The organism is Mesorhizobium sp. M1399, assembly GCF_040317735.1.
Taxonomy (GTDB): Bacteria; Pseudomonadota; Alphaproteobacteria; order Rhizobiales; family Rhizobiaceae; genus Mesorhizobium.
Map to the genome: position 1 here is coordinate 104,335 of NZ_JAMYKZ010000007.1, position 23,147 is coordinate 127,481.

The 23,147-nt window shown below is 58.6% G+C and carries 18 protein-coding genes; 14 read left to right on the forward strand and 4 right to left on the reverse strand.

Features of this window, described 5'->3' with window-relative positions:
* Positions 1–29 precede the first annotated feature (29 nt).
* The gene (locus NKH05_RS13835; protein WP_352484582.1) at positions 30–878 is read right to left on the reverse strand and encodes a class I SAM-dependent methyltransferase; all 849 of its coding nucleotides are present in this window, start codon (positions 876–878) and stop codon (positions 30–32) included.
* Positions 879–1,305: 427 nt separating this feature from the next.
* Between NKH05_RS13835 and NKH05_RS13840 the strand changes: the two genes are divergently transcribed.
* From NKH05_RS13840 to NKH05_RS13875, 8 genes are all read left to right on the forward strand, one after another.
* Entirely contained in the window at positions 1,306–2,016 is a 711-nt protein-coding gene (locus NKH05_RS13840) for a hypothetical protein (RefSeq protein ID WP_352855588.1), read from the forward strand.
* Positions 2,017–2,105: 89 nt separating this feature from the next.
* Entirely contained in the window at positions 2,106–3,386 is a 1,281-nt protein-coding gene (locus tag NKH05_RS13845) for a hypothetical protein (RefSeq protein ID WP_352494504.1), read from the forward strand.
* A 278-nt stretch (positions 3,387–3,664) separates the two neighbouring features.
* Positions 3,665–3,898 (forward strand): Trm112 family protein, encoded by a 234-nt coding sequence (locus NKH05_RS13850; RefSeq protein ID WP_084642590.1) that lies wholly within the window; start codon positions 3,665–3,667, stop codon positions 3,896–3,898.
* Between the two features lie 337 nt (positions 3,899–4,235).
* Positions 4,236–5,459: a glycosyltransferase family 4 protein gene (locus tag NKH05_RS13855; protein ID WP_031193856.1), complete on the forward strand. Its 1,224-nt coding sequence runs from the start codon at positions 4,236–4,238 to the stop codon at positions 5,457–5,459.
* Positions 5,456–6,712, forward strand: a complete 1,257-nt coding sequence (locus NKH05_RS13860) for an O-antigen ligase family protein (protein WP_023718567.1) — start codon at positions 5,456–5,458, stop codon at positions 6,710–6,712. The genes NKH05_RS13855 and NKH05_RS13860 overlap by 4 nt, the downstream gene beginning before the upstream one ends.
* 4 nt (positions 6,713–6,716) lie before the next feature.
* Positions 6,717–8,714 carry an asparagine synthase (glutamine-hydrolyzing) gene (gene asnB, locus NKH05_RS13865; RefSeq protein WP_023718566.1) on the forward strand — a complete coding sequence of 666 codons (1,998 nt, stop codon included), beginning with the start codon at positions 6,717–6,719 and terminating at the stop codon, positions 8,712–8,714.
* Between the two features lies 1 nt (position 8,715).
* The gene (locus NKH05_RS13870; protein ID WP_353025572.1) at positions 8,716–10,938 is read left to right on the forward strand and encodes a GumC family protein; all 2,223 of its coding nucleotides are present in this window, start codon (positions 8,716–8,718) and stop codon (positions 10,936–10,938) included.
* The gene (locus tag NKH05_RS13875) at positions 10,935–12,476 is read left to right on the forward strand and encodes a lipopolysaccharide biosynthesis protein (protein ID WP_352639368.1); all 1,542 of its coding nucleotides are present in this window, start codon (positions 10,935–10,937) and stop codon (positions 12,474–12,476) included. Before NKH05_RS13870 ends, NKH05_RS13875 begins: the two co-directional genes overlap by 4 nt.
* A gap of 182 nt (positions 12,477–12,658) precedes the next feature.
* Here the strand turns inward: NKH05_RS13875 and NKH05_RS13880 are convergent, their stop codons facing one another.
* Together NKH05_RS13880 and NKH05_RS13885 are read right to left on the reverse strand one after the other, a co-directional pair.
* Positions 12,659–13,741 carry an NAD-dependent epimerase gene (locus NKH05_RS13880; protein ID WP_352589636.1) on the reverse strand — a complete coding sequence of 361 codons (1,083 nt, stop codon included), beginning with the start codon at positions 13,739–13,741 and terminating at the stop codon, positions 12,659–12,661.
* A 305-nt stretch (positions 13,742–14,046) separates the two neighbouring features.
* Positions 14,047–14,757, reverse strand: coding sequence for a helix-turn-helix transcriptional regulator (locus tag NKH05_RS13885; protein WP_031193850.1), 711 nt, complete (start codon positions 14,755–14,757; stop codon positions 14,047–14,049).
* 289 nt (positions 14,758–15,046) lie between these two features.
* On the opposite strand from NKH05_RS13885, the gene NKH05_RS13890 reads away from it, so the two are divergent.
* Positions 15,047–16,786, forward strand: coding sequence for a sensor histidine kinase (locus tag NKH05_RS13890; RefSeq protein WP_352964315.1), 1,740 nt, complete (start codon positions 15,047–15,049; stop codon positions 16,784–16,786).
* A 182-nt stretch (positions 16,787–16,968) separates the two neighbouring features.
* On the opposite strand, the gene NKH05_RS13895 is transcribed toward NKH05_RS13890, so the two are convergent.
* Positions 16,969–17,643, reverse strand: a complete 675-nt coding sequence (locus NKH05_RS13895) for a LuxR C-terminal-related transcriptional regulator (RefSeq protein ID WP_352484593.1) — start codon at positions 17,641–17,643, stop codon at positions 16,969–16,971.
* A 511-nt stretch (positions 17,644–18,154) separates the two neighbouring features.
* Between NKH05_RS13895 and NKH05_RS13900 the strand changes: the two genes are divergently transcribed.
* The 5 genes from NKH05_RS13900 (at position 18,155) to NKH05_RS13920 (ending at position 23,140) form a co-directional block, all read left to right on the forward strand.
* Positions 18,155–18,877, forward strand: coding sequence for a nucleotidyltransferase family protein (locus NKH05_RS13900; RefSeq protein WP_031193847.1), 723 nt, complete (start codon positions 18,155–18,157; stop codon positions 18,875–18,877).
* Between the two features lie 47 nt (positions 18,878–18,924).
* Entirely contained in the window at positions 18,925–20,061 is a 1,137-nt protein-coding gene (locus NKH05_RS13905) for a DegT/DnrJ/EryC1/StrS family aminotransferase (RefSeq protein ID WP_023718557.1), read from the forward strand.
* Entirely contained in the window at positions 20,058–20,732 is a 675-nt protein-coding gene (locus NKH05_RS13910; protein WP_031193846.1) for a sugar transferase, read from the forward strand. Before NKH05_RS13905 ends, NKH05_RS13910 begins: the two co-directional genes overlap by 4 nt.
* A gap of 74 nt (positions 20,733–20,806) precedes the next feature.
* Positions 20,807–21,811 (forward strand): SDR family NAD(P)-dependent oxidoreductase, encoded by a 1,005-nt coding sequence (locus NKH05_RS13915; protein WP_023718555.1) that lies wholly within the window; start codon positions 20,807–20,809, stop codon positions 21,809–21,811.
* A gap of 66 nt (positions 21,812–21,877) precedes the next feature.
* Positions 21,878–23,140: a polysaccharide biosynthesis/export family protein gene (locus NKH05_RS13920; protein ID WP_352964319.1), complete on the forward strand. Its 1,263-nt coding sequence runs from the start codon at positions 21,878–21,880 to the stop codon at positions 23,138–23,140.
* The last annotated feature ends 7 nt before the right edge of the window (positions 23,141–23,147 follow it).

The following is a 23,147-nucleotide window of genomic DNA, read 5'->3' on the forward strand; positions in this document are numbered from 1 at the left end:
CATCAGCGGCTTGATCCGCAATGCCAGTGCTAACGCAAAGGCTGCAAACCGGCGGCAGGCCACGCCTTTACCTTCTCAAGTACGAACAGCTGCTCGCAGGACAGGAACCGGAGGACGCTGAAAGAGCGTACCAGTTCGAGCCCCGCCTCTGCGAAATCCTGTCGTGCAACGTTAAGATTGACGGGATGAGGCGCCGACAGCCTTCCGGTGATTATCTTCCGCAGCCTTAGTCGCATTCTCTGGAGGCGGGTGCCAACGCCGTAGGATACGATCAGACGGCGGCTGGCAACGCGCGCGAGCTCCATGATAATGTCGCGCCTGAGATGTGGCGGGATAAGATGGATGAGGCGAAGACAGACCACCGTGTCAAAGCTTTCGTCGGCGAACGGCAGTTGCGTCACGTCACATCGGATGAATCCCCGAAATCCGGGCTGACCTTCATATGCTGACTTAGCCAGGGCCATCATTTCCATTGAAATGTCTGCAGCCAGCACCTGACAATCATGCCGGCCCAGCACGCCAGCCAGCTTCCCGGTTCCGCATGGGATATCGAGCACCTGGGATGGAGGCGGGCTGCACCTCTCCAGCGCCTTGGCGATGCAGCGCTGCTCCCGTCGCGCAATGACGTAGGATGCAATTGTAGACAGCTTCAAGCGGCCTGCATATCCGTCCAGGTACCAGCTCGCAAAGCTCGGATCCTGATATCTCTGCTTTGTTGGGAGATCATAGGCCGCGGCCGCGACTTCGGCGTCGTAACTAGTAGGCATAGCGGCTGTAGCCCCTGCTGACGGATATGACTTGAGGTCCTCGCTCATCTGCCCGCTTTCATACGATTTCTCCTGAGATGGAATCGAAGATTTTTTGTCCAACATATTCATTGGATGCCCCCCAAGCTGTTCTATTGGCGATAGAGGCGGCAAAAGATCAGTTCTGGGTGGGGCCATCGCAGAGGTAAGGTTTCCAGATGGCTGGGTATCTCGCATCCCCCGAACGGATGAGACATGCCGAACTTATGACTACTGAGCCCCGTGGAGGTGCGCTGGGGCATTGGGCTACTGCACAGCCCTGTCGGGGACGGAACGGCAAACGGATGGAAGGCAATCGGGAAGGATAGTGACCGAAACGCACTCCTTCCGTTCACGATTATGGCCTTCGTCGATATCCTAACGTGACCACACCGTCATTCATACGGATGGCGCGAATTCCTGGCTCGTCGGCTAGACATCCCGGGAAGAGATGGGCGTTCGCTTCAGCAAATGGACATAACATCACTGCCGGAAGGCTTCCCTCAGTCTGGATTGAAAGATGATCTTGGAGCTATTTGGGCCGTCCGGTGCTGGTAAGACGACGTTGGCGTGCGAGCTGGTGCACGTTCTGCGAACTCAGGGCTACTCTGTTGTTTTGCAGACCGGCGACCGTCGACACCCGGTTAGAAGAGCCGCCTTCAAACTAGTCTCCGGCTTGCATTCAAAGTGGATTGGACAGCGTTCTCTCGGTGCAGAAGTGCTTAAGATCCTTCCACCCAAGAATGAGCTGTGGGCGGCTCGTCTGAACTGGCATCTTGAAGCTCTTCTACAAGCCTGGCGCGCGGCAATAGCGTCCAAGGACACGATCTCAATTTTTGACCAGGGTATGGTGCAATTCGTGTGCTCGCTGGTTTTGTTCAGCGGCATAACGGATCGTGAAAGGGTGTCGTGCGCCCTCGAGCTTCTACCCAAACCGGACCTGCTTGTCCGATTGCAGGCGCCACGAGAGATTCTAGAGGCGCGGTTGAGGGAACGCCGGCGTAATCTCGGCATCATTCAGAAGTTCCTCGAAGTTGATCTGCAGAGCAGTCTTGATCATATCGACCACGTTAATCTTATCGAGGAACAACTTGGATCGTTCCCGGTACCGACAACTTGCGTTGAAAGCTTAGATTCAGACGGGCTCGCTGCCGCCACCGAAATAATAGCGCGTGGAGTAATTGACAAGTTTGGCGCGGCGCGGGCGAAATTTAAAAGGGTTGAAGCTTAGAGAGATACGGTTTTGAAGCGTCGAGAAGAAGGTGTCCAATAAAAACGGAAATCGAACTATTGAGACGGAACCGCGTGAGTTGACACGACATGCGCTTTTTTCGCTACCAAATTGTCTTGGCGTTGACGCTAGCTGCCAGCGCGACATCCATAGATCTGCGCGGAGCGGTGAGTGAAGAGGATGTGGCATCGACAAAGTTCGTCGCGCCGGTGGCCATGGACCTGCCTGATTACCTGCACCCGGCGAAGGATGCGGCATTTGGCACAACTTTCACGCGAATAACCAAACCCGGAATCCTCGGCGCCGGCATCGCATGCGGGAGCAAATATTGCAGCCACCGCTATTCGAGCGCTCAGGCCTGGAATTCGGATCAGAGCCTTCTTGTCATCAGCAACGGCTGCGGCGGCTTATGCTTCCTGGATGGGCGCACCTACGCTCCGCTTTTTCGCCGTGTTCGATCGATCGAATGCGAATGGCACCCTCGCGATCCCGACCTGATGATCTGCGTCGGTGGTCGGAAAATCTCGACGTGGGCGCCACGCACCAATCATGAGGAGGTCCTGTTTGTTTCGACTGACAGTAGCGATCTCCAGTTCGGCCCTTATAAAGGGAATCCGAGCCGTGACGGCAGCCGTATAGCCGTGCGCGCGGTTCGCGGGGACGGCAAAGCGGTCGTCTTTGCCTACGATCTCAAACAGCGGCGGAAGTTTCCGGAAATCGATCTCGCACAGCTTGTCGGTACCAACAGCGCCTGCTCAATCTCGCCGCTAGGCGTCAACATCTTATGCATTCAGTACCTAAAAGACGAAACTGAACAGACGTTCATCTTTTCGGTTGACGGCGTTCTGCGCCAAAAATGGACCGAGCATCATCGGCCTGGCCATGGGGACATGACGGTCGATGCCGACGGCAGCGAAATCTATGTGGGGATCAGTAAATCCGATCCGGACATATTCCAGGTGATCAAGCGAAGGCTGTCAGATGGGAAAGTCACCTCGCTGATGAGATATGGCGAAGCACAGCATGCATCGCTCAGGTCACTGGACAGGCCGGGTTGGGTGTTCCTTAGCTATTCCGGCGACCCGGACGAAGTATCGAAATATCCGAATTGGGCGCCGTATGCGCGGGAAGTCATCGCGCTGCGCATCGACGGCAGCGGAGAGGTTCGACGTATTGTGCAGACGAAGAACGCTCCATTCGACTACTGGAGTGAGACCCACGCCTCGCCGTCCCCAGACGGTTCACAGGTGGTCTGGTCAAGCAATTGGGGAGTACCCGGCGGTCCGGTTTACGATTTCGTCGCCCGTATTGACTGGCCGGAACGGTCAAACACTGGCTCGAGAGCATTAACCGCGAGCGGTCTTCAATAACGAAACCTTCCGGTCACCTATCACGGTTGTCTCCGATCGTGCTTACCCATTGTGCGTTCAACACCTCACCTCCAACTTCGCCGCCACGCAGCTCCGTTCAATGTCAATTCATTCAAACAGACGACGACAGGTGGCCAAGCCTGCACCTACCGTGAAAGTGCAGTTTGCAAGGCTTATGACACTTGCCGGAACTCTACGATTTACAGAAATGACTCGAACGTCGGGTGATGGCTTTTGTGCGAAAGACGCTCGCGTCGGAGCCGAGAAAGGAATAGCAGATGGATGCGGATAGGCGAGCCGAAGAGAATGCCTCTTTCAATCCTGAGTTGTTGAAACGGTTAGTATGCCCAGTGACCAAAGGCTCACTTGCCTGGGATGGGGATCGCGACGAACTCGTATCGAAGAGCGCAGGACTTGCCTACCCGGTACGCGACGGCATTCCGATCCTGCTAGCATCGGAGGCACGGGCGATCATCTCCCGCGTGGTCAAACTTCGCGCATCCAGAGGATGAGCTAGCCGCGCAAATTAGGCGGCATTCCGACGGCAACCAGCACCAAGACAGGAAAGTGCCGCGGAGCGCGAGCCGTTTGTCAACGGACCACTCCGTGCTCGGGCATCTGGGCAGTGCCGACCTTTTTGATGCAACGCGCGGCTACCTGAACCGGCTGGGCACGGCGATCCGTTTCCGGGACACGGTGTGTGTCATTCAAACAGACGAGGACAGTGGCAAGGCCTGCCCCTACCGTGATCTTGGGCGTGATGGGTAACGAAACCAACACTATGAAAGCAAATTCAACGGCCGGCCACTTCGCGCGATCGGGCTACGGCGAACGGTCAGGAGACGCAGGATGAATCCGCACCTCGTGTGTGTTGGAGGCGAGGATCACGCCCTGCGAATCCCCTTCCTGATGTCGCTGCGAGAGAAGGGATTCCAGGTTACTGCGGTTTCGAGCGGCGGTGAAGCCGCATTCCTGCGGCATGGCATTCCGCATCGCAGCTACGGTTTCGACCGCTTTTCCAGCAGCAGCGGGGAATGGGCCGCCATCAAAACCATTCGAAAGCTGATGGCGGAACTCCGGCCGGATATTATCCAAAGCTTCGACACCAAGCCCAACCTGGTGACGCCACTTGCGGTGCGCGGGAGCGTTCCAGTCGTGCGCACAATCAACGGTCTGGGCTGGACGTTCTCGTCCCTGGAACCGCGCGCCCTGGCCCTGCGCCCAATCTTTTGCGGACTGCAATGGCTTTCGTCCTTATGGACGGCCGCTACGGTGTTCCAAAATCGGGACGATCAGTCATTCTTTGAACGCTACCGACTGATCATACGTGGCAGCGGACGAGTGATCCGCAGTTCTGGAATCGACGTCGATGCGTTCGCCATGGCAAGGCATCTTGGCCCGTCGGCGATGAAAATGCGCGAGGAGCTTGGGCTCCAATCCGCCGAGATCGTAATTTTTGTCGGCCGGCTAACTCGCCAGAAAGGCATCCCGACACTCCTCAAGGCAGTCCCTCGCATTTTGGCTGAAAGGCCCGATGCCCGTTTCGTGCTTGTCGGGCCATTGGAATCCGAGGGCCCATTTGCGGTGGACAAGGCGGAGATTGATCGACATGCGCCCCATGTCATCGCCTTGGGCCCACGACGCGACGTTCCTGCCCTGCTTGGCATGGCCGATCTGTTCGCCTTTCCGACACAATACCGCGAAGGGATTCCGCGCGTCCTGCTGGAGGCAGGGCTGGCAGGATTGCCTATCGTCGCCTCAAGGATGCCTGGCTGCAATGAGGTGGTCGAAGACGGATGGAACGGCCATCTCGTCCCACCGCACGATCCGAACAGCCTTGCGTGTCGAATTATAGACGTCTTGTCCGACCGCCGGAAAGGAAGGACCATGGGCGCTCGCTCTGTCGAGCTGGTCCGGACGCAGTTCTCGCTGCCCTGGGTGGTCGAGCAATATTGTGATCTCTACGACAATGTCCTTAGCGCCAAATCCCATGGCGGCTTCGCTCGACCGGCGTCGCCGGCGTTGCTTGAAGAGGCTGCTGTAAACCGCGCATTGGGTGGAGCGCGCCGATGATCCGCGACGCGTTGCTGGCCTGCGGCGTTGCGATGTCCTATGCGGCGCAGCTCACCATTCCGGGAGTGCCGCTCGGCTATGGCGAGCTGTTTCTCGCGCTTTGGATCATGCTGTCGATCGGCCGGGTGCTCGCCGGCGGTCACTTGGTAGTCAGGCCCGCCCTGATCCGTGTCGCGGGCTTCTGGCTGATCATGACGCTTGCTCTGGGGATTGGCACCATCGTCGGCTATCTGACCACGGTGCTGTACCTGTCGGTGGTGATGCACGATATGATAGCCTACCTGCTGCTGATCTGCGTCACCTGCCTAGCCGCCGCGGAGCCCGAGGCTGATCGTCATCTGCGCAGTACTGCGTGGTGGGTGGTCGCGATCGCGAATGCAGGCTTTATTGTTCAGCTGGCACTTGGATGGGGTTGGATCCACCAATCCGGCGTCGATCCGTGGTACTGGGATCGCTTCCGCGGCTGGTCCGAGAACCCGAACCAGCTCGCGCTCTATTGTGCACTCTTTGGCCCATTCGCCTTGCATCTTGCGACGACCACTAGCAATCCGTGGGCGAGATTGGCCGGGCTCAGCAGCCTTATCCTGACCATCTATATCGGAAGGCTGACGAAGAGTGATACCTATCTGTACACGACGGTCCTGGCCTGCCTGATATTTCTTGGGCTGCGGGTTCGGACATGGCTCGCAACCGGTGACGGCAAGGCCAGCTTTTCCCGGCAAGTTACCCTCCTGTTGATGATTGGCTTCCTTCCGTTGGCCTTGTCGATGACGCCCTACATTCTCACGGAAGCGGGCAGCGTCGAACAGTTCGCCTTAAGTCTCACCAAGGACAAGGGCGGCGACGCGACCGCCGAAACCGCCGCACTTCGCCTCCATCTCTGGGGAGATGCATTGGGCAAGGGCCTGACGTCAGGATCCCTGGGCCTTGGTCCTGGGCCGCATCTGGAGCGCCCGCCCATTTCCTACAGCCAGTTTCTGCCCCGGCCTTTCGAGGCTCACAACACGATTCTCGATCTATACACTCAAGGTGGTTTGATTGCAGTCCTAGCCCTGGCCTGGATTGTCGGCGCGGCGGCTTTATGCGCATGGCGTGCAAAGCTCGATGCCCTGTTCGTGCTCGTCGTGTCGATCGTTATCTTCGGGATGCCACATCTGATCATCCGCCATCCAATCGTGTGGTTTGCGCTGACCATTTGCCTTGTTGCCGGAACGCCGCAAACGGTTTCGGCAACCTCGAGCGACCGGAGGTGATGGCATGTGTGGGATTGCCGGAATTCTCCTTGCACCCGATGCAGCCAGTGCCAGGCCGCTCACGGCCATAGGGCAGATGACGACGGGCCTTCGTCATCGCGGGCCTGATGGTGAAGGCTTCTGGGTCAACCGTGAAGCCGGCATCGCCTTCGGCCACAGGCGTTTGGCTATCGTCGATCTATCGGAGGCGGGACGCCAACCAATGCATTCGGCAAGTGGCCGATATGCCATTACGTTCAACGGCGAGATCTACAATTTCCGCGATCTGCGCCGCGAACTTGAAGGCGCTGGCCATCGGTTCCGTGGCGCCAGCGATACCGAAGTCATGCTGTGCGCAATCGAGAGTTGGGGTCTCGACACCGCACTGACGCGCCTCGCTGGCATGTTCGCATTTGGATTGTGGGATCTGAAGACCAGGACCCTCCATCTCGCCCGCGACCGAATGGGCAAAAAGCCGCTCTATGTTGCTGCAACACGCGATGCGCTTGTTTTTGCCTCCGAGTTGAAGGCGATCAATCGTTTTCCAGGGTTCTGTCAGGAGCTCGATCTCGACGCGGCTGCGACGATGCTTTCGAAGGGATGGGTGCCGGGTAACAGTTGCATCTGGCAAGGCGTATTCAAGTTACCTCCTGGCTCGGTTCTGTCTGTGACGGCGGCAGATTTTGCCGAGGCGCGCAGTGCCGCATCCCTTTCGCAACGCGTCCGACACTGGTGGTCGCTGCCTGAAGTCGCCGCGAACGGTCGACTGAATCCAATCGCCGGCACCGACGAAGAACTGACCGACGAACTCGACGACCTGCTGCGACTTGCCGTTCGGGAACGCATGGTAGCCGATGTGCCGCTGGGTGCCTTTCTGTCTGGTGGCATCGACAGCTCCGCCGTTGTGGCGCTGATGCAGGCTCAGTCGCCGAAGCCGGTGCGCACATTCACGATTGCTTTCGGAGAAGGCGGGTTTGATGAGGCTCCCCACGCCGCGGAGGTTGCGCGGCATCTGGGCACCAATCATACTGAACTACACCTTTCGGCCGCCGCTGCGCGCGAGGTCATTCCAGAATTGCCGCAGATCTGGGACGAGCCGTTCGCCGACGAATCGCAGATACCAACTTTGCTGGTGGCGCGGCTCGCCCGCCAGCATGTTACCGTGGCCCTGTCAGGCGACGGTGGCGATGAATGCTTCGCCGGTTACGCCCGCCACTTCATGGCGGCGCGGTTGAAACGACAGCATGCGCTGCCGTCGCCGCTGCGTCACACGCTTGCTGCAGGGGTCGAATTGCTGGCCCGTGCGGCGCGCTACGATCTCGTCAGCAAGCTGCCGCTTTCGGCGAGTGCACGGCTCGCGCTGCGGAGCGATCGGCTGCACCGCCTCGCTCGGCTGCTCGCCGCAGCAGATGAGGACGAATTGTATCAACGGCTGACCGGAGTATCGACCGAGAGCCTCACACTCCACAAGCCGCCCACATCAATTCAAGAGTCACCCCGGCTTGATGGCCTGCTGTCCCGTCTCTTGTACGACGACATGGCCGGCTACCTGCCCGACGATATATTGGTGAAGTTGGACCGTGCCAGCATGGCCAACAGCCTCGAGGGCCGGTGCCCGCTTCTCGACCATCGGGTTGTCGAATTCGCTTGGCGGCTGCCCGCACATGCGAAGGTTCGCAATGGCAAAGGCAAGTGGATACTTCGTCAGTTGCTGAGCCGCTATCTTCCGCAACGGCTGATCGACCGGCCGAAGCAGGGTTTCGATGTTCCCATAGCGGTCTGGCTGAGAGGCCCGTTGCGCGACTGGGCCAGCGATCTGGTCGCCGATATGCGCCTCTCCGGAGATGGGATCTTCGACTTTGCGAAGGTCGCGATGTGCTGGCGCGACCACCTTGACGGAAGACAGGACCATTCTCGTGATTTGTGGCCCGCATTGATGTTCCAGGCCTGGCGCAACGAGGCCGGGCGGCCCCCAGGGCCGGCAACGGGCATGTCTACAGTGCTCGAACTGACAGGAGTATAAGATGGAAGGTTCCATAGTCAGCCGCATTCACCTTCCGCGCGCCACTGAAATGCACGTGCCGACGCGCGAGATCAACCCGCGCATGAGGCCATTCCTGCGCGAACAGATCGACGCGCAGACCCCCTTCCATCAAGTCCTTATTACCGTCGCGAGGAGAAAATGGTTCCTGCTTGCAATGGTGATTTTGGGCGGTGTGTTGGCTGGGCTTGCGGGTTTTGCGCGTCCCGTCCTGTTCGAGTCGACCGCACAGGTGATTGTCGATGCTCCTGGCAGGAATGCGGCTCCCGGAGGCGCAGATTCTGCGCAGGAGATGCTGGATGCGAGCATTGATGACCACTTAACCATGCTCTCTTCGCAGGGGCATCTGCGTCGCGTGGTGGCAGCCCTGCGCAAGACGGAGGTTGGTAACATTGCTGAGCAAGGGGATGTCGTAACCGGAAATTCACGCCCCGCTCCGGCCGGCGGCGACTTGCAGAACATACGCACCTTCGCAGCCGGTCTGCTGGAAAGCATTTGGCCGCAGGGCAAGCCGGCGGCCGCCGATGAAGACGAACTCAAGGCATTACGGAAGGGCATGAGGGTTGGACAGGAACTGCGATCAAGAGTGATCACGGTCGGCTTTACCGACAACGATCCGGCGCGAGCCGCCCTTGTGGCCAATACGTTCGTCCAAGTATACATCGACGATCTCGCACAGAAGCGCAGGGCGTCAGACAGACTGGAACTCGCCTCGATCGTCGCTAGCCTACCGGTCGTACAAAGCGACTTGGCGAAAGCAACCGACCGCCTGGAAAAGTATCGGCTGAGCCATGGCGCGGTCGATCAAGGTGCGGCGGACAACGCTGCCAAGGAGACAGCCGAGCTCAGCCAGCAGATATCTTTGTCGAAGGCGGATCTCTCCGCAACGGAATCTCGCCTTCAACACATCGAGGCTTTGCGAAAGGAAGGAGCATCGGTCGCGGCGCTCGCCGAAGCGATCGGGTCACCGGTACTGGCCGACATGGCGGCTCGCCAAGCCAACGACAATGCGGATGCGGGCCTGAGTACTGCAATCAACCGCGAGATCGAACAAGGCACTGCTCGCATTGCTGCGGAGGCGAACATCTACCGTGCCCAGATTGCGGCTCTGGAGGGGCGCAAGAATGTGCTTGATGCGGTGGTGGCCGACACAGCCGGCCGGCTTTCCGGCTTGCGTGCGCTCGAGCCGCAGGTCAGCATCTTGACGCAGCGATACAACCAGCTACTCACGCAACAACAGGATCTGGTGCAGCGTATCGCAACTCCCTTGCCCGGAGTCTCGATCCTTTCAGCGGCGTGGCCGCCGACGAATCCAAAAACCCTGCCGCCCATCTTCCTTATTCCGCCCGGCATGATCGTGTTTGGTCTCATTGGCGGGATCTTCGTGATGGTCCGCAGCCGCCTCAATCAGACCTTGTGCGGCGAGGCCGAAGCTGAAGCCGCGCTCAGGGTCCCATGCCTGGGGCTGATACCGGAAGCGCCCACAATACACGCGAAACGACTACAGCAGCTGGTTCTTGGCCAACGACAGTCCAGCTACAGCCGAGCCATCACTTCCCTCCTCGTCACCGTGACACTCAACAAGGCGAGGGGCCGCGCTTCGCACGTCATCCTCGTAACGTCCAGTATCCGGCATGATGGCAAGACCGAGCTTGCATGGAGCCTGGCGTTGGCAGCTACCCGACTTGGGGGACGAGTGCTTTTTCTCGATCTTGACAGCACGGGCGCCCGCCTCACGAACGAGTTCCTGAACGAATTCGGCGCGCTCCGGCCGCATAAATCCTTTGGAGACTATATGAACGACCGTTGTCCCCTGCACGACGCGGTCACGGGAATGCCTGAAATTGGAATCGACTTCATGGCGCTGGCACCATCAGAGGATCTGCTGCCGCAGCTGTCGATGATCGACGGATCCCTGGTCACAGATGAGCTGCGCTCAATCTACAGCGTCGTCATTATAAATGGACCGCTGGGACTTGGAGGACCTGAGGCCAGGCTACTGACGGGCTGGGCTGACGTGGTTCTGTTCGCCGTTCGCTGGGGCAGGACGCGTCGCAGCATCGCGCGCGGTGTTCTGCAGCTGCTGACGGAGGACGAGACGGCTCAGGTCCCCGTAGGCAGCGTTCTCACGCACGTCAATCTACAGAAACACGCTGGCTATCGGTTTGGGGACAGCGCAGATCTCTTGCTCGAGAGAACATCATGAGTGTCACATGCGGGCTTCCGCGTAACGACCGTCGCGGCAGTCAGTCTGTCGAGCGGAAGATAATATCGAAGAGTTCGCAGACCGGAGCTGGGCCCGCCGGCGCAAGAGACATCGACGATTGCAGCGATCCGAAGCTCGCCCGCTTCCCTGCGGCCTCCGTTGCTCCAGCAAATATGGTTTTGCCGCACGAGGAGGACACGGGCCGGGGTCTCGGCTATGCCAGCATCTTCGCTCTTTTGGTCTATATCGGGGGTGCGGGCTTGACCAGCTTGGCGCAGTTATTGATTGCGCGCATCGTTGGCTCCACCAGCTATGGCATCTACTCCTATGTTCTGGCCTGGACCTCGGTGCTTGCCTATCTTGCAACGCTTGGGTTCCATGTATCCTTGCTGCGTTTCGTCTCCGCCTACAGTGCCAAAGGGCGGCTTGACCTGGTACACGGGGTAATCAGGTTTGCTCTGCAAAGGTCGCTGGCGGCAGCGACACTATTCGGCATCATTGGCGCCGCCTTGGTCTTGTTCTTTTCGGATTCTTCTCACAAGGAGCTTCAAACCAGCCAGCTGCTAGGCATGGCAGCAGTGCCTTTGGTCACCGCCTACGCGTTGGGCGCAACACTTGTTCGTGCTTTCGGCGGCGGTGTCTCGGCCCTCATGCCGGAACGCATCGTGCGCGACGGCCTATTGTTGACGTTGCTGGGAATGGCGGTCTTATCCGGATCATGGACCCCCAACGCACCCCTGGTGATGCAGGCGGTGCTGGCAAGTTCAGCCATCACGGTCGGCCTGGTGTTCATCATGGCGGCAAAATTTCAGCCGCCCGGCTTGCGGCAGGTTCAGCCAGGCGACGAGTCGCGGGAATGGTGGTCCGCGGTTCCGCCAATGATGCTCATGGCCGGGCTCGATGTTTTCATCAGCCGGGCCGGGGTCATGGTGCTGGGCTGGACGCATCACATTCGCGAAGCGGGCATTTTCGCCTTGGGATTGAACGTCGCATTGCTTGTGAGCCTTTCCCTGGTCGCTGTCTCGACGATGTTTGCGCCGACAGCGGCCGCCCTTCATGCCCGAGGCGATCGGATGGCTCTGCAGCAGCTGTTTTCACGGGCCGCCCTACTTTCCTCTGGCGGCGCCATAGCGATGGCCATCCCGATGCTTGCGATTATTGAACCTCTGTTGAGCTGGTTCGGCGGAGATTTCAGTACAGCGGCACCCGTCGCGCGGATACTCATTCTCGGATATGTCTTTGTCGCGCTATGCGGACCCCAGATGCTCCTCTTGATGATGACTGGAAACGAATGGGCGGCAGCCGCAACCATGATCGCCGGCGCCGCGGCCAGCATCATGGGCTGTGCCGCAGGAATTGCGCTCTACGGCGCGCCGGGCGCCGCAGTGGGCCTCGCGCTTGCGTTGGCGATTTGGAATGTGGCGATGTCGATTTATATCAGCAAACGGCTGAAAATTATCCCTGGGCTGATCTTTGCGCTGGCGTCGCTCAGAACGCGCGCAGTCGAAGGCCAGCCGCCTCATTGGTTCCTGCGCTGATCTGATGTTATCGCGCCCGATACTCGACGGCATCAGCGTTCAGGAATTTCGAGTCCAAGATTGTGTCGGATAGAGGCTGGCGGGGGCGGCTTTGGGGCCGACACTCGCTTTATTCTCTGTCCGAAAAAAATGCGAAATCTCAAATTTGCCGAGTGGCAGATCGTTGCCCGACAAGGCGCGGCCTACACTGTGGCCTCATCATTCACCGACGTTTGTTGCCGTATGCTGACCGCGTCATCCGTTCCATGAAAGTCCCGGTACCATTCGACAAAGCGTTGCACTCCGTCCTCAAGCGGTGTCGCCGGGGCGAAGCCGACGGCCTTGCGGAGATCGCTGACGTCGGCGCGCGTCTCCAGAACGTCGCCAGGCGGCAACGGCACATCCACGCGAAGCGCCCGGCTGTCAAGGGCGGTCTCGATGATCGAAATCAGTCGGTTGATTTCCTCGGGCCGGTCGTTGCCGATATTGTAGACGCGACACGGCGCGGAACTTGTAGCAGGGTCGGCGGTGCAAGGGTCCCAATTCGGATCGGGCCGCGGCGGTGCAGCGAGTGCCCGAACCACGCCCTCAGCGATATCGTCGATATAGGTGAAGTCTCGCCAGACGCGGCCGGCATTGGCTACTTCGATTGGCTTGCCCTCGATGATCGCGCGCGTGAACAAATAGACTGCCATGTCGGGCCTGCCCCAGGGGCCATAAACGGTAAAGAAGCGCAGTCCCGTCACGGGCAGGTCGAACAAATGGCTGTAGGAATGCGCCATGAATTCATTCGAACGCTTGGTGGCGGCGTAGAAGCTGACGGGATGATCGGCGCCGTGGTGCTCGGAAAACGGTATGGTTCGATTTAAGCCGTAGACGGAGCTCGAGGAGGCGTAGACGAGATGACTGACGCCGTAATGCCGGCAGCCCTCAAGGACGTTTAGAAACCCCACTATGTTCGATTGCACGTAGGCGTGCGGGTCAACAATTGAATGACGCACGCCGGCCTGAGCCGCGAGATGGACAAAGTGTGAGGGGCGAACGTTTGAAAACAGCAACTGAACGCGCGCGGCATCCGCCAGATCCATTCGTATCGGCGTGAACTCCGCCTCGCTACAGAGGCGTGCAAACCGCGCTTCCTTGAGCCGCAGATCGTAATAGGGTGTGAAATTGTCGACGCCCACGACTTTGACACCCAGACGCAAAAGCCGCGAGGCCACGTGAAAACCAATGAAACCTGCTGCGCCGGTGACGACGATCGGTCCTGTCCGTGCAAGTCTCTTCACCGCTTGATCCGAACGCGATCGGGCGATTTCCACCTTCTCCGTTGCGGCAAGGACAGACTCGCTGCATAGATCGTTGTCCAACTTGTCGCCTTTCGAATTCCGTTCGACAGTACCGAATTGCCGGTCCGAGATTCCAGCTTCCGATATTTACGTCAGCGCATCGAACCTGGTGGAGTTCAGGCGACGTCGGTGCCACGAACCGCGCAACGCGATGCACGACCTGCCAAATCATGACACTCCAAATTGCGTCGTCTGGATCCCGGGCGGACGCCGACGTCCGGCGATTGCATTTAAGTGGCCGGCCCTTATGGCAGGACCGAAATACGCCCAAGAAGGGCCACCAGTTCCGCCTGGCGTTTCGTTTCGGTCTTGGCGAACAGCGAGGCAAGCTGGGAACGGATCGTGGTGCGGCTGAGACGCCAGCTGCGAGCGATCTCCAAAGGTGCGTCGCCCTGAGCCAAACGCAAGGCGAGGTGCGTTTCTGCGCTCGTCAAGCCAAACATTCTTTGCAACGTGCGAGGATTTGGCCCCGACCTGTTGTCCCGGTCCAGCAACGCCACGATGCTCGTTCCGTCGGGAGCAATAACTCCGTTCTCGTTCAATATCACCGGCCGGTCGCCCCTGCTGCGGATTACCACCCAGGATAACGAGCCCGGCAGGAATTGGCCCGGAACATTCGCGATCAGCCGCCTTAGTGCGGCCGTAAGCCCGCTCGCCGTGTCAGCCGCTTCGCCCTGGCGCTCAAGCGTGGTTTGGGCGGCTGCGTTCCACTCGACTACTTTTCTTTCGCGATTCAGCACGAGATAGCCACAGCCAATGCGATCAAGCACGCCGGTTATGGATTCCAGACTGCGGCCTTTTGGTTCCCCAAGCCGTGCGTCCAATGGATCCGATGCGCGATCGGGAAGGTGACCAGAAGAGGGTCGCGTATTCCGCGCGTCAAAATCGTACTTGGTCCTCGTAGCAATGTACCTACCGCCCGAAGAAGCATCAACATGTCTATCGATCAGGTTCATTTTCTACCCCTAACCCAAAGTTTCACACACGCCCGAAAATAAGTATTCGGGATTCGGATAGTCTTTTATGTTTAGATGGATTCTAGTCTTCTATGCGCTGACGGATAACGTGTTCATCACCACCTTGAAAACTCAATATGATCTGACAGTTCTAAGGCAGCTCATAGCCCCTGCTGCATCCGATAAAATGCGCGCTATGATAGCGGTATGGCAATCCGGCAGTGGTACTAAGCTGTACGTTTTTTGCTCTAGTCTCGACGGGCTAGTCAGAAGGTTGTAGTCTGTGTCCATGAGCTCGCAGTCGCGCAGGTCGAATTCGAAACCGTCGGGCAGATTGCTAACTCATATTGCCTCTGCATCCGTACTAGCTGCCACACTGATATTTGAAATAAAATCGTCAGCCTATATTGGGCAAGGCGCCAGTTTTCTGGAATTTGTTCCGGCTATTATTATTATCGCTTATCTCGAAGATCGTGTGCCTGCGCTCGCTGCGACCATTCTGATGGTGGCGGTCGGCCTTTGGGCGCGAGGATACGATCAGATTTCAAATGGCGATTGGGCACGCGCAATCCTGCTTCTGGTTTCGGGTGGGGTGATTGCCATGACGTTCCATCGCCTGCGGCAGGACTTGCGTGAGCTGCTGGAAGTCGCGGAGGCCAGGCTCGCTGCCGTCGAGGCGACCGAAAGCCGCTATCGTTGGGCCTTCGAACGTGCTGCCATGGGATTCGCGAACACCAACGAGAAAGGTGAGTTGCTGCAATCCAACAGACGCCTTTGTGAGATGACCGGGTACAAGGAGGAGGAGCTTGCCCAATTGCAGCTCGATACGCTCGCCCACCCGAACGACCGGGACACCTTGGCGCAATTGTTGGCGGGCCTAGGCAACGACATTGCTTCGTTCGTTTCGGAGGTCCGTCTTTTAAGAAAGGACGGTACGGCATTCTGGGCCAGGCTAACGCTTTCTTCGTCCGTGCCCGAGGGGGGACTCTCGGAGAGCATCTTCGTGGTGGTCGACGATATTTCGGAACGACGAGCTGTTCACGAAGCGCTTCGGGCTCAGAAGGAATGGCTAGACCTCGCTCTGTCTGCTGGACGCTTGGCCACGTGGCGGATCGACCTTAAAGACGGGACAGTCACAGGCTCGGACACGTTCTGGGACGTTCTCGGCTTGGCCCAGGCCAATAGCCGCAGTTTGGAGGAACTATCAGCTGTCGTTCATCCGGCGGACTGGCCAAAGCTGGCGGCATCGAGAAAGCCCGCATCATCGGTCATGAATTACGATGTTGAGATACGCGTCCGTCGACCGGACGGGCATATCCGCTGGGTTGCCCTGCGCGGAAGGGAGGAAAGACAGGGTGATGGAGGACAGCGGCTTGGAGTGGCTGCCGACCTGAGCGAGAGACGACAAACCACGCTGCTGCGCGCCGCGGCAAAGAAGCGGGAGCGCATTATGCTCGAACAACGCCACAGGTTCGGCAACGTTTTCGCGGTGATCACGGCGCTCGTGAAAATGGTCGATGTTCCTGGAAACAATGTTGCCAAATACAAGGAAATGCTGATCGACCGGATACGCGCGCTCGAGGCAACCCATCTGCTTCTTTCACGCAACGGCAGCGTATCGGGGGCGCTAAACGATCTCGTTGCTCAAGAGTTGCAACCATATATGGGAACACGCGCCATATCGGTCAGCGGTCCTTCCGTGGTGATGTCGGGAGGCGCCGCCGAGAGTTTTGCAATGATCGTCCACGAGCTTGCCACCAATTCCATGAAATATGGAGCGCTTGGCGATCCAAAAGGCCGGATCGACGTAAGCTGGACATTTGCACCTGAAGACACAGGCAGTGAGATCGTGTTCGAGTGGGTGGAATCGGGACGGCGGCGGACCTCGAGCGTAGTCCGTCATGGCTTCGGTTCCATGATAATCGGAGTAGATGGAGCGCCGCTTGTCGGTCACTCTCCCAAACTGGAAATAACTGACCACGGGTTGCGGTATTCGCTGCGGCTGTCACGCAAGGAAATCGGATCCTAGTGCAGTGCTCCGATCGAAAAGCAGATACCTAAAAGACGCGTCGCGCTGAATGGCCTTGGAGATGCGCTTAGGTTCTTTTCCAGGGATGTCGTTGGCCAAAGGCCGCAGCGCAGTTTCGGTATATGCAGTATATGCATGAAAGCTTGGGCGCCGTTTGCATGTCCAAAAGGACGCGCGGCGCCCTAGCTGGCATGTCTCGAAAGCCATGTCTTCAGCATAACCGCAGCTTCTGTCCGATTGCGTACCCCCAACTCACGCAGGACCGCAGCAGCGTGGATTTTCGTGGTCGCCTCTGCGATTTCCAGGTCGCGAGCAATTTCCTTGTTTGAATAGCCTTCCGCCATCAGCTTGAGGACTTCCTTTTGCCTCGAGGTCAGCCTGCCAAGGTTGAGGCCTGTGGTACGTCGCTGTGGGCCTTTCTCGGAGTGTGTATGCGCGTGGGTTGTTTGCGTTGCACCCGGGCGTGACAGAAGTGCAGGAACATAGATGCGGCCGGAGAGGATTTCATTGACAGCCAAAACGACCTCTTCGTCCGTCTGCGACTTTACGATGTAGCCGTGAAGCCCGATCGAAAGAGCCGTGAGTATTTCCGAGCGTGAATCGTTTCCGGAAACGATCGCAAATCGCGTGTCCGGATAGGCGGACAGGATCCCGCCGAGCACCTCCTGATTGAACAGGCCCGGCATATTCAGGTCCAGGATCGCAAGATCCACGAACGATTGCTCTGCCAGCAAACTGAGCACCGCGTCGAAACAAGACGCTTCAAATATCTCCACACCTGGAATGCCTGCGGTCAGTGCCAATCGCAAGCCACGACGATACAAGCCGTGATCGTCGGCGATGACGATTCGATACATTGAACTACCCCAACGCGTATCTGAATGGATTGAACGGTGATGGGCCTGAAAGTCGTAGCCATTCACTCGTCGATTCATCCAGCCGACGCCGCGGCACCCCAACGCCGCAAACGCCAGATTTCTAATATAATCTTAAATGACGGGAAACGCTCCTCTTTTTTTGCCCCTTGTGAGCGAAACCCGCCGAACGTCGTCGAACATGTGTTCTGACCTCTTGGAAAGCTGACAGACCGGCTGGTCGTTCAGCACTGCCATAGGTCTGTAGGTATAGAACAGCAAAACGGCTGAATTGTTACCATTCGAATGCACGACGACATCCACCCCGACGGCCACATACCATCCAGATGCAATGTCCGGATCAGGGATCGGTGGGGAAATCTCACCGGTCTTCTACGGGAAATCTCACCGGTTCTTCTGAGGGGACAAGAACGCGTTTCCCGGGTGCTGACCAGGGTAGGATAACCGGCCCGTGACGATGGCGTTCAGGCCGAATGAACAAGGGAGGACCAGGATGAAAGCGGTGATTCAATGTGGTGGAATGGGAACACGCCTCCGCCCCTTCACTTCGATCTTGCCGAAGCCGCTCATGCCGATTGGTGCACGGCCGGTTCTCGAGATGCTTCTGAAATGGTTGCGACGCAACGGTATTCAGGAAGTCTATATTACAACCGGGTATCTCGGCCACTTGATCCGCACCGTGTGTGGAGATGGCTCGCAGTGGAACCTGAAAATTCGATACACGCAGGAGATGGAGCCGCTGGGCACCATCGGGCCATTGTCTTTGATCAGGGACGAACTGACGGAGCCATTCATCGTTCTCAATGGCGATGTCCTTACGGATCTAAGCCTCAGTCGATTTGTAGCAGCGCACCGTAAGCACACCGATCCAGTGACGATCGCAACAGCCTGTCGCCTGATCAAGATGGATTTCGGCGTCATCGACGAAGTCGACAATACCGTGCAGACCTTTCGCGAGAAACCGACGCTGTCGCATCTGGTCAGCATGGGGATTTACTGCATGAATCCAGACGTTCTGCAGTTCATCCCGTCCGGCATACCCTTTGGGTTCGACGACCTGATGCTCCAGATGATGCAGAACGGCACAACCGTGCACGTGTACAAGCATGAAGGTCTCTGGCTCGATATCGGGCGCGTCGACGACTTTCAGAACGCACAGACCATTTCCTGGGAAGACCAGTCGGCCTCGATCGAGGTCACTGCGACGGCTGCATGATGAAGTCACCAGCGCGGTTCCCACAGTTATCAGTCTAGGAGGTTGTGATGCTCTTGGTCAGTGCCCCGATCTTGGGTGTGCCGGAGAAGACTGCTTTGACCAAGGTCATCGACAGCGGCTGGCTGACCATGGGGGAGCAGGTACGAGCCTTCGAACAAGCCTTTGCCGACGTGCATGGTGCGGAGGATTGCGTCGCGGTCAGTTCTTGTACCGCAGCGCTTCATCTCATTTTGCACGCACTTGGTATCGGCCCGGGCGACGAGGTGCTGGTCCCATCCTTGACTTTCGTGGCGACCGCAAATGCGGTCCTCTATGTTGGTGCGACCCCCGTTTTCGTCGACATCGAGTCGGTCGATGTGCCGCTGATGTCCATCGCGGAAGCCGAAGCGAAATGCACGGCCCGCACCAAGGCAGTCATTCTCGTCCATTTCGCCGGCTACCTCGCCGATCGGGAACAATGGCAGAAGTTCGCCCGTGCCCGTGGGCTGCATATCGTCGAGGACGCGGCGCATGCGCCCGGCCTGAAGGAGGTGGGGACATTTGGTGCCGCGGCCGCCTTCAGCTTCTACGGCAACAAGAACATGACCACGGCGGAAGGCGGGGCGGTGATTGCCAGGGATGCCGGTCTGCTCGAGACGATCCGCCAGGCGCGTGGACATGGGATGACCACCGGGACACGTCAAAGGCTGAACAGCCGCACCCCGCAGTATGATGTCACCATGCTCGGATTCAATTATCGCATGGATGAATTGCGGGCTGCGATCGGATTGGTCCAGCTGCAAAATCTGCAGGAGTGGAATGAGATCAGGCGTATCCTGGTGATGCTGTATCGCCGTCTCATCGCGAAGCATTGCCCGGCCGTGACCATCCCGTTCCACGAGCCGCGGACGTCGGCCTACCACATCATGCCTATCCTTTTGCCGCGTTACGCCGACAGGCAAGACGTCATCGACGCACTGCGCGCGCAAGGGATACAAACCACTATCCACTACCCGCCGGTGCACCAGATGACGCTCTATCGTGAGCTCATTCCCGGTACTCATTTACCGCGCACGGAAGATTTCGCCCAGCGCGAACTCACTGTACCGCTGCATCCGCAGATCACCGCACCTTTGGTCGAAACGGTAGTGGTCGCTCTTGCCGCGGCGGTCAATAACTGCGCTCAGACAGGAACAGCCGCATGAATGCCCTGGACCTAGCCATTCACCGGCCTAACGTCTCGAGCGCCGCCCATGGGGCTGTGAGACGAGCAATCGATCTCGTCATTGCTGCAGCTGCGGCGATCGTCTTCGCTCCGCTGATGCTGCTGATTGCCCTGGCGCTGCTGCTGGAAGGCGGTCGGCCAATCTTCTTTACGCAGACCCGCGTCGGGGCCGGTGCTCGCCCATTCCGCATGTACAAATTCCGCAAATTCAGAGTGCGATGCGATCCCGGTGGCCTGGCGCTGACCATGGCCGATGACAGCCGCATGACGCCAATCGGGCGGTTCCTCGCCGCCACCAAATTCGACGAGCTGCCGCAGCTATGGAATGTCTTCAGAGGCGAGATGGCAATCATCGGTCCACGCCCGGAGAGCCTTGCCTTTGCCGATTGTTTTCGTGGGGGCTTTGAGGACATTTTACAATACAAGCCAGGCTTGTTGGGTCCGGCCCAGGTTCTCTTCCGGAATGAAGCGCATTTTTATCCGCGATCCGTGGACCCGCTATTGTTCTACCGCCAGGTTCTGTTTCCTGCCAAGGCCAGGCTCGACCTTTCCTATTATCCGCAGCGCACGATCGTCTCTGATGTCGTCTGGATGGTGCGCGGCTTGCTGGCGGTGCTTGGCGTCGTTTCGCCGCCGCCGATCGGAACTTGAGAGCAGGTGGAATACCCGCGCTCTCGTGGATTTGCAAAGTCAGTGCCTCACGTCATAGGGGGAACGCTTGGGTCATGGCATACAAGGGCAGGAAAGTTCTGGTTACCGGTGCCGATGGGTTCATCGGGTCGCATCTCACCGAAGCACTCGTCCGTAGCGGCGCGGACGTCACTGCGCTGGCTCTCTACAATTCGTTCGACAGCCACGGCTGGCTGGACGATTTGCCGGACACCATTCGAAGCCAGCTGAACCTCATCCGCGGTGATGTTCGTGACAGCGCATTTCTTAACCGGATCGTGCGTGGCCAGGCGGTGGTGTTTCATCTCGCCGCACTGATCGCGATCCCATATTCGTATGCCGCGGCCCAGTCCTATGTAGAAACCAACATCCTGGGCACGGTCAACGTCCTCGAAGCGGCGCGCCAATGGGAGACGGAGCGTGTGGTGCACACCTCGACAAGCGAGGTTTATGGCACCGCGCTGACAATGCCCATCAGCGAATCACACCCGTTGCAGGGACAGTCACCATATTCGGCATCCAAGATCGGTGCGGACATGATGGCGGAGTCGTACGCCAGATCGTTCGACGTCCCCGTGGTCATCATGCGGCCCTTCAATACGTATGGCCCACGCCAGAGCGAGCGAGCCATCGTACCGACCATCATACGTCAGGCTCTCGACAAGAAATGCTCGGCGATCATGGTGGGAGACACCAGCCCGATCCGCGATCTTACTTTCGTGGAAGACACTGCGGCGGCGTTTTTGACCGCAGGTTCGGCCGAGCTCGAATTTGGCCATGCCTACAATGCCGGAAGCCAGCGCGCCGTGACGATCTCGGACATATTGGATCTGGTGGTCGAGTTGAGTGGCTGCAAGAAACCAATTCACCGCGACGAGCGCCGCCTGCGGCCGCAGAATTCAGAGGTGCGTGCCTTGCTGGCTGATTCTTCGCTCCTCGAAAGCAAGACTGGATGGCGCGCCCAGACCAGCCTGCGCGAAGGGTTGGAGCGGACCATCGGATGGTGGCAGGGACGCCTCAGCGAAGGCCGGGTGCGCCATGAGATGGGTTACATGACATGAGCTTTCGCCTGGGTGGATTGGCTCCGCAGTTGTCGCTGGATTCGAACCAGAAGGAGATTGTCACCAATGGTCCTTGTTAACCGAATCCTTCTTGTCGTGCTCGGCATGCTGGCTGCCATGGATACGGCCGCTGCAGCGGAAGCGCAGGTCGCCTATCGACTTTCCGCCGGCGACACCGTCGAGATAGGAATTGCCTCCATCCCGGAGCGAACGCAACGTGCCGTGGTCCAGATGGACGGCACGATCGCGTTTCCCGAAGTCGGGATGGTTTCGGTGGGCGGCCTAAGCCCGGCCGAACTGCAAACACGCATGCAGACGATCCTGCCAACCAAGATATTCCACCATCGTCTGCCTGACGGGCGGGAGCAAATGATCGTCATCAAGCCGACAGACGTGACCGCCGTGGTCGCAGAATATCGGCCGATCTATGTGACAGGGGATGTGCTCACTCCCGGACAGCAGGCCTACCGGCCGCTGATGACCGTGCGGCAGGCGATTGCCGTGTCAGGTGGTTTCAGCCTTTTGCGGTCCCGGGCAAACCAGGTTGGCCCCGATCCGGTGGATCTGCGGCGCGATTACGAATCGCTTTGGGGGGAATACACGAGAGACTACTATCACAGCGCCCGCATTCGCGCCGAACTTCAGGGCAAATCGAGCTTCGACATGCAGCCACCACAAGGATCGCCCTTGCCGGCAGTTTTTGCATCGGCGATCGCCCAGGCCGAAGCAGAAGGGCTGAAGCTCTCGTTGGACAACTTCCAGCAAGAGCAGAGCTTTCTCGATAAAAGTGGCAAGGATGCCGCTGCACAAACCGAGACCTTGCTCAAACGCGAGCAGGCCGAAGCGGATGGCGTGAAGGCGGACGAAGACGAGCTGGCGCGCGTAAGGAAGGCGTTTGAGTCCGGAAATCTCACCAATAACCGGCTCGCCGACGTCCGGCGCGCTTTGGTACTCTCTTCCAGCCGGGCACTCGAAACGTCGGTTGAACTTATGAGAGCACGACGTCAGCAGGCTGATTTTGCCAGACAGCACGAACGCAATGACAACCAAAGAAGGATAGGTCTGCTGACTGAGTTGAAAGATACCAATGTGCGTCTTGCCGACATCAATGCAAGACTTCGCGCCGCCAGCCAGAAGTTGCAGCCCACGGGAGCTGCCGCCCTGCCGTTGCCGGTTGCCGGTGAGACGATCCAAGCCGAGGTCACGATCGTTCGCAGGGTGGGCGAAGAATGGCGGAAACAGCCGGCCCAAGAAGACACCGAGGTCATGCCGGGAGACACGATCGAGGTAAGGTTCAGCAGCGCTCTCGAGAGCGCGGCGATCCGATAGATCGGCT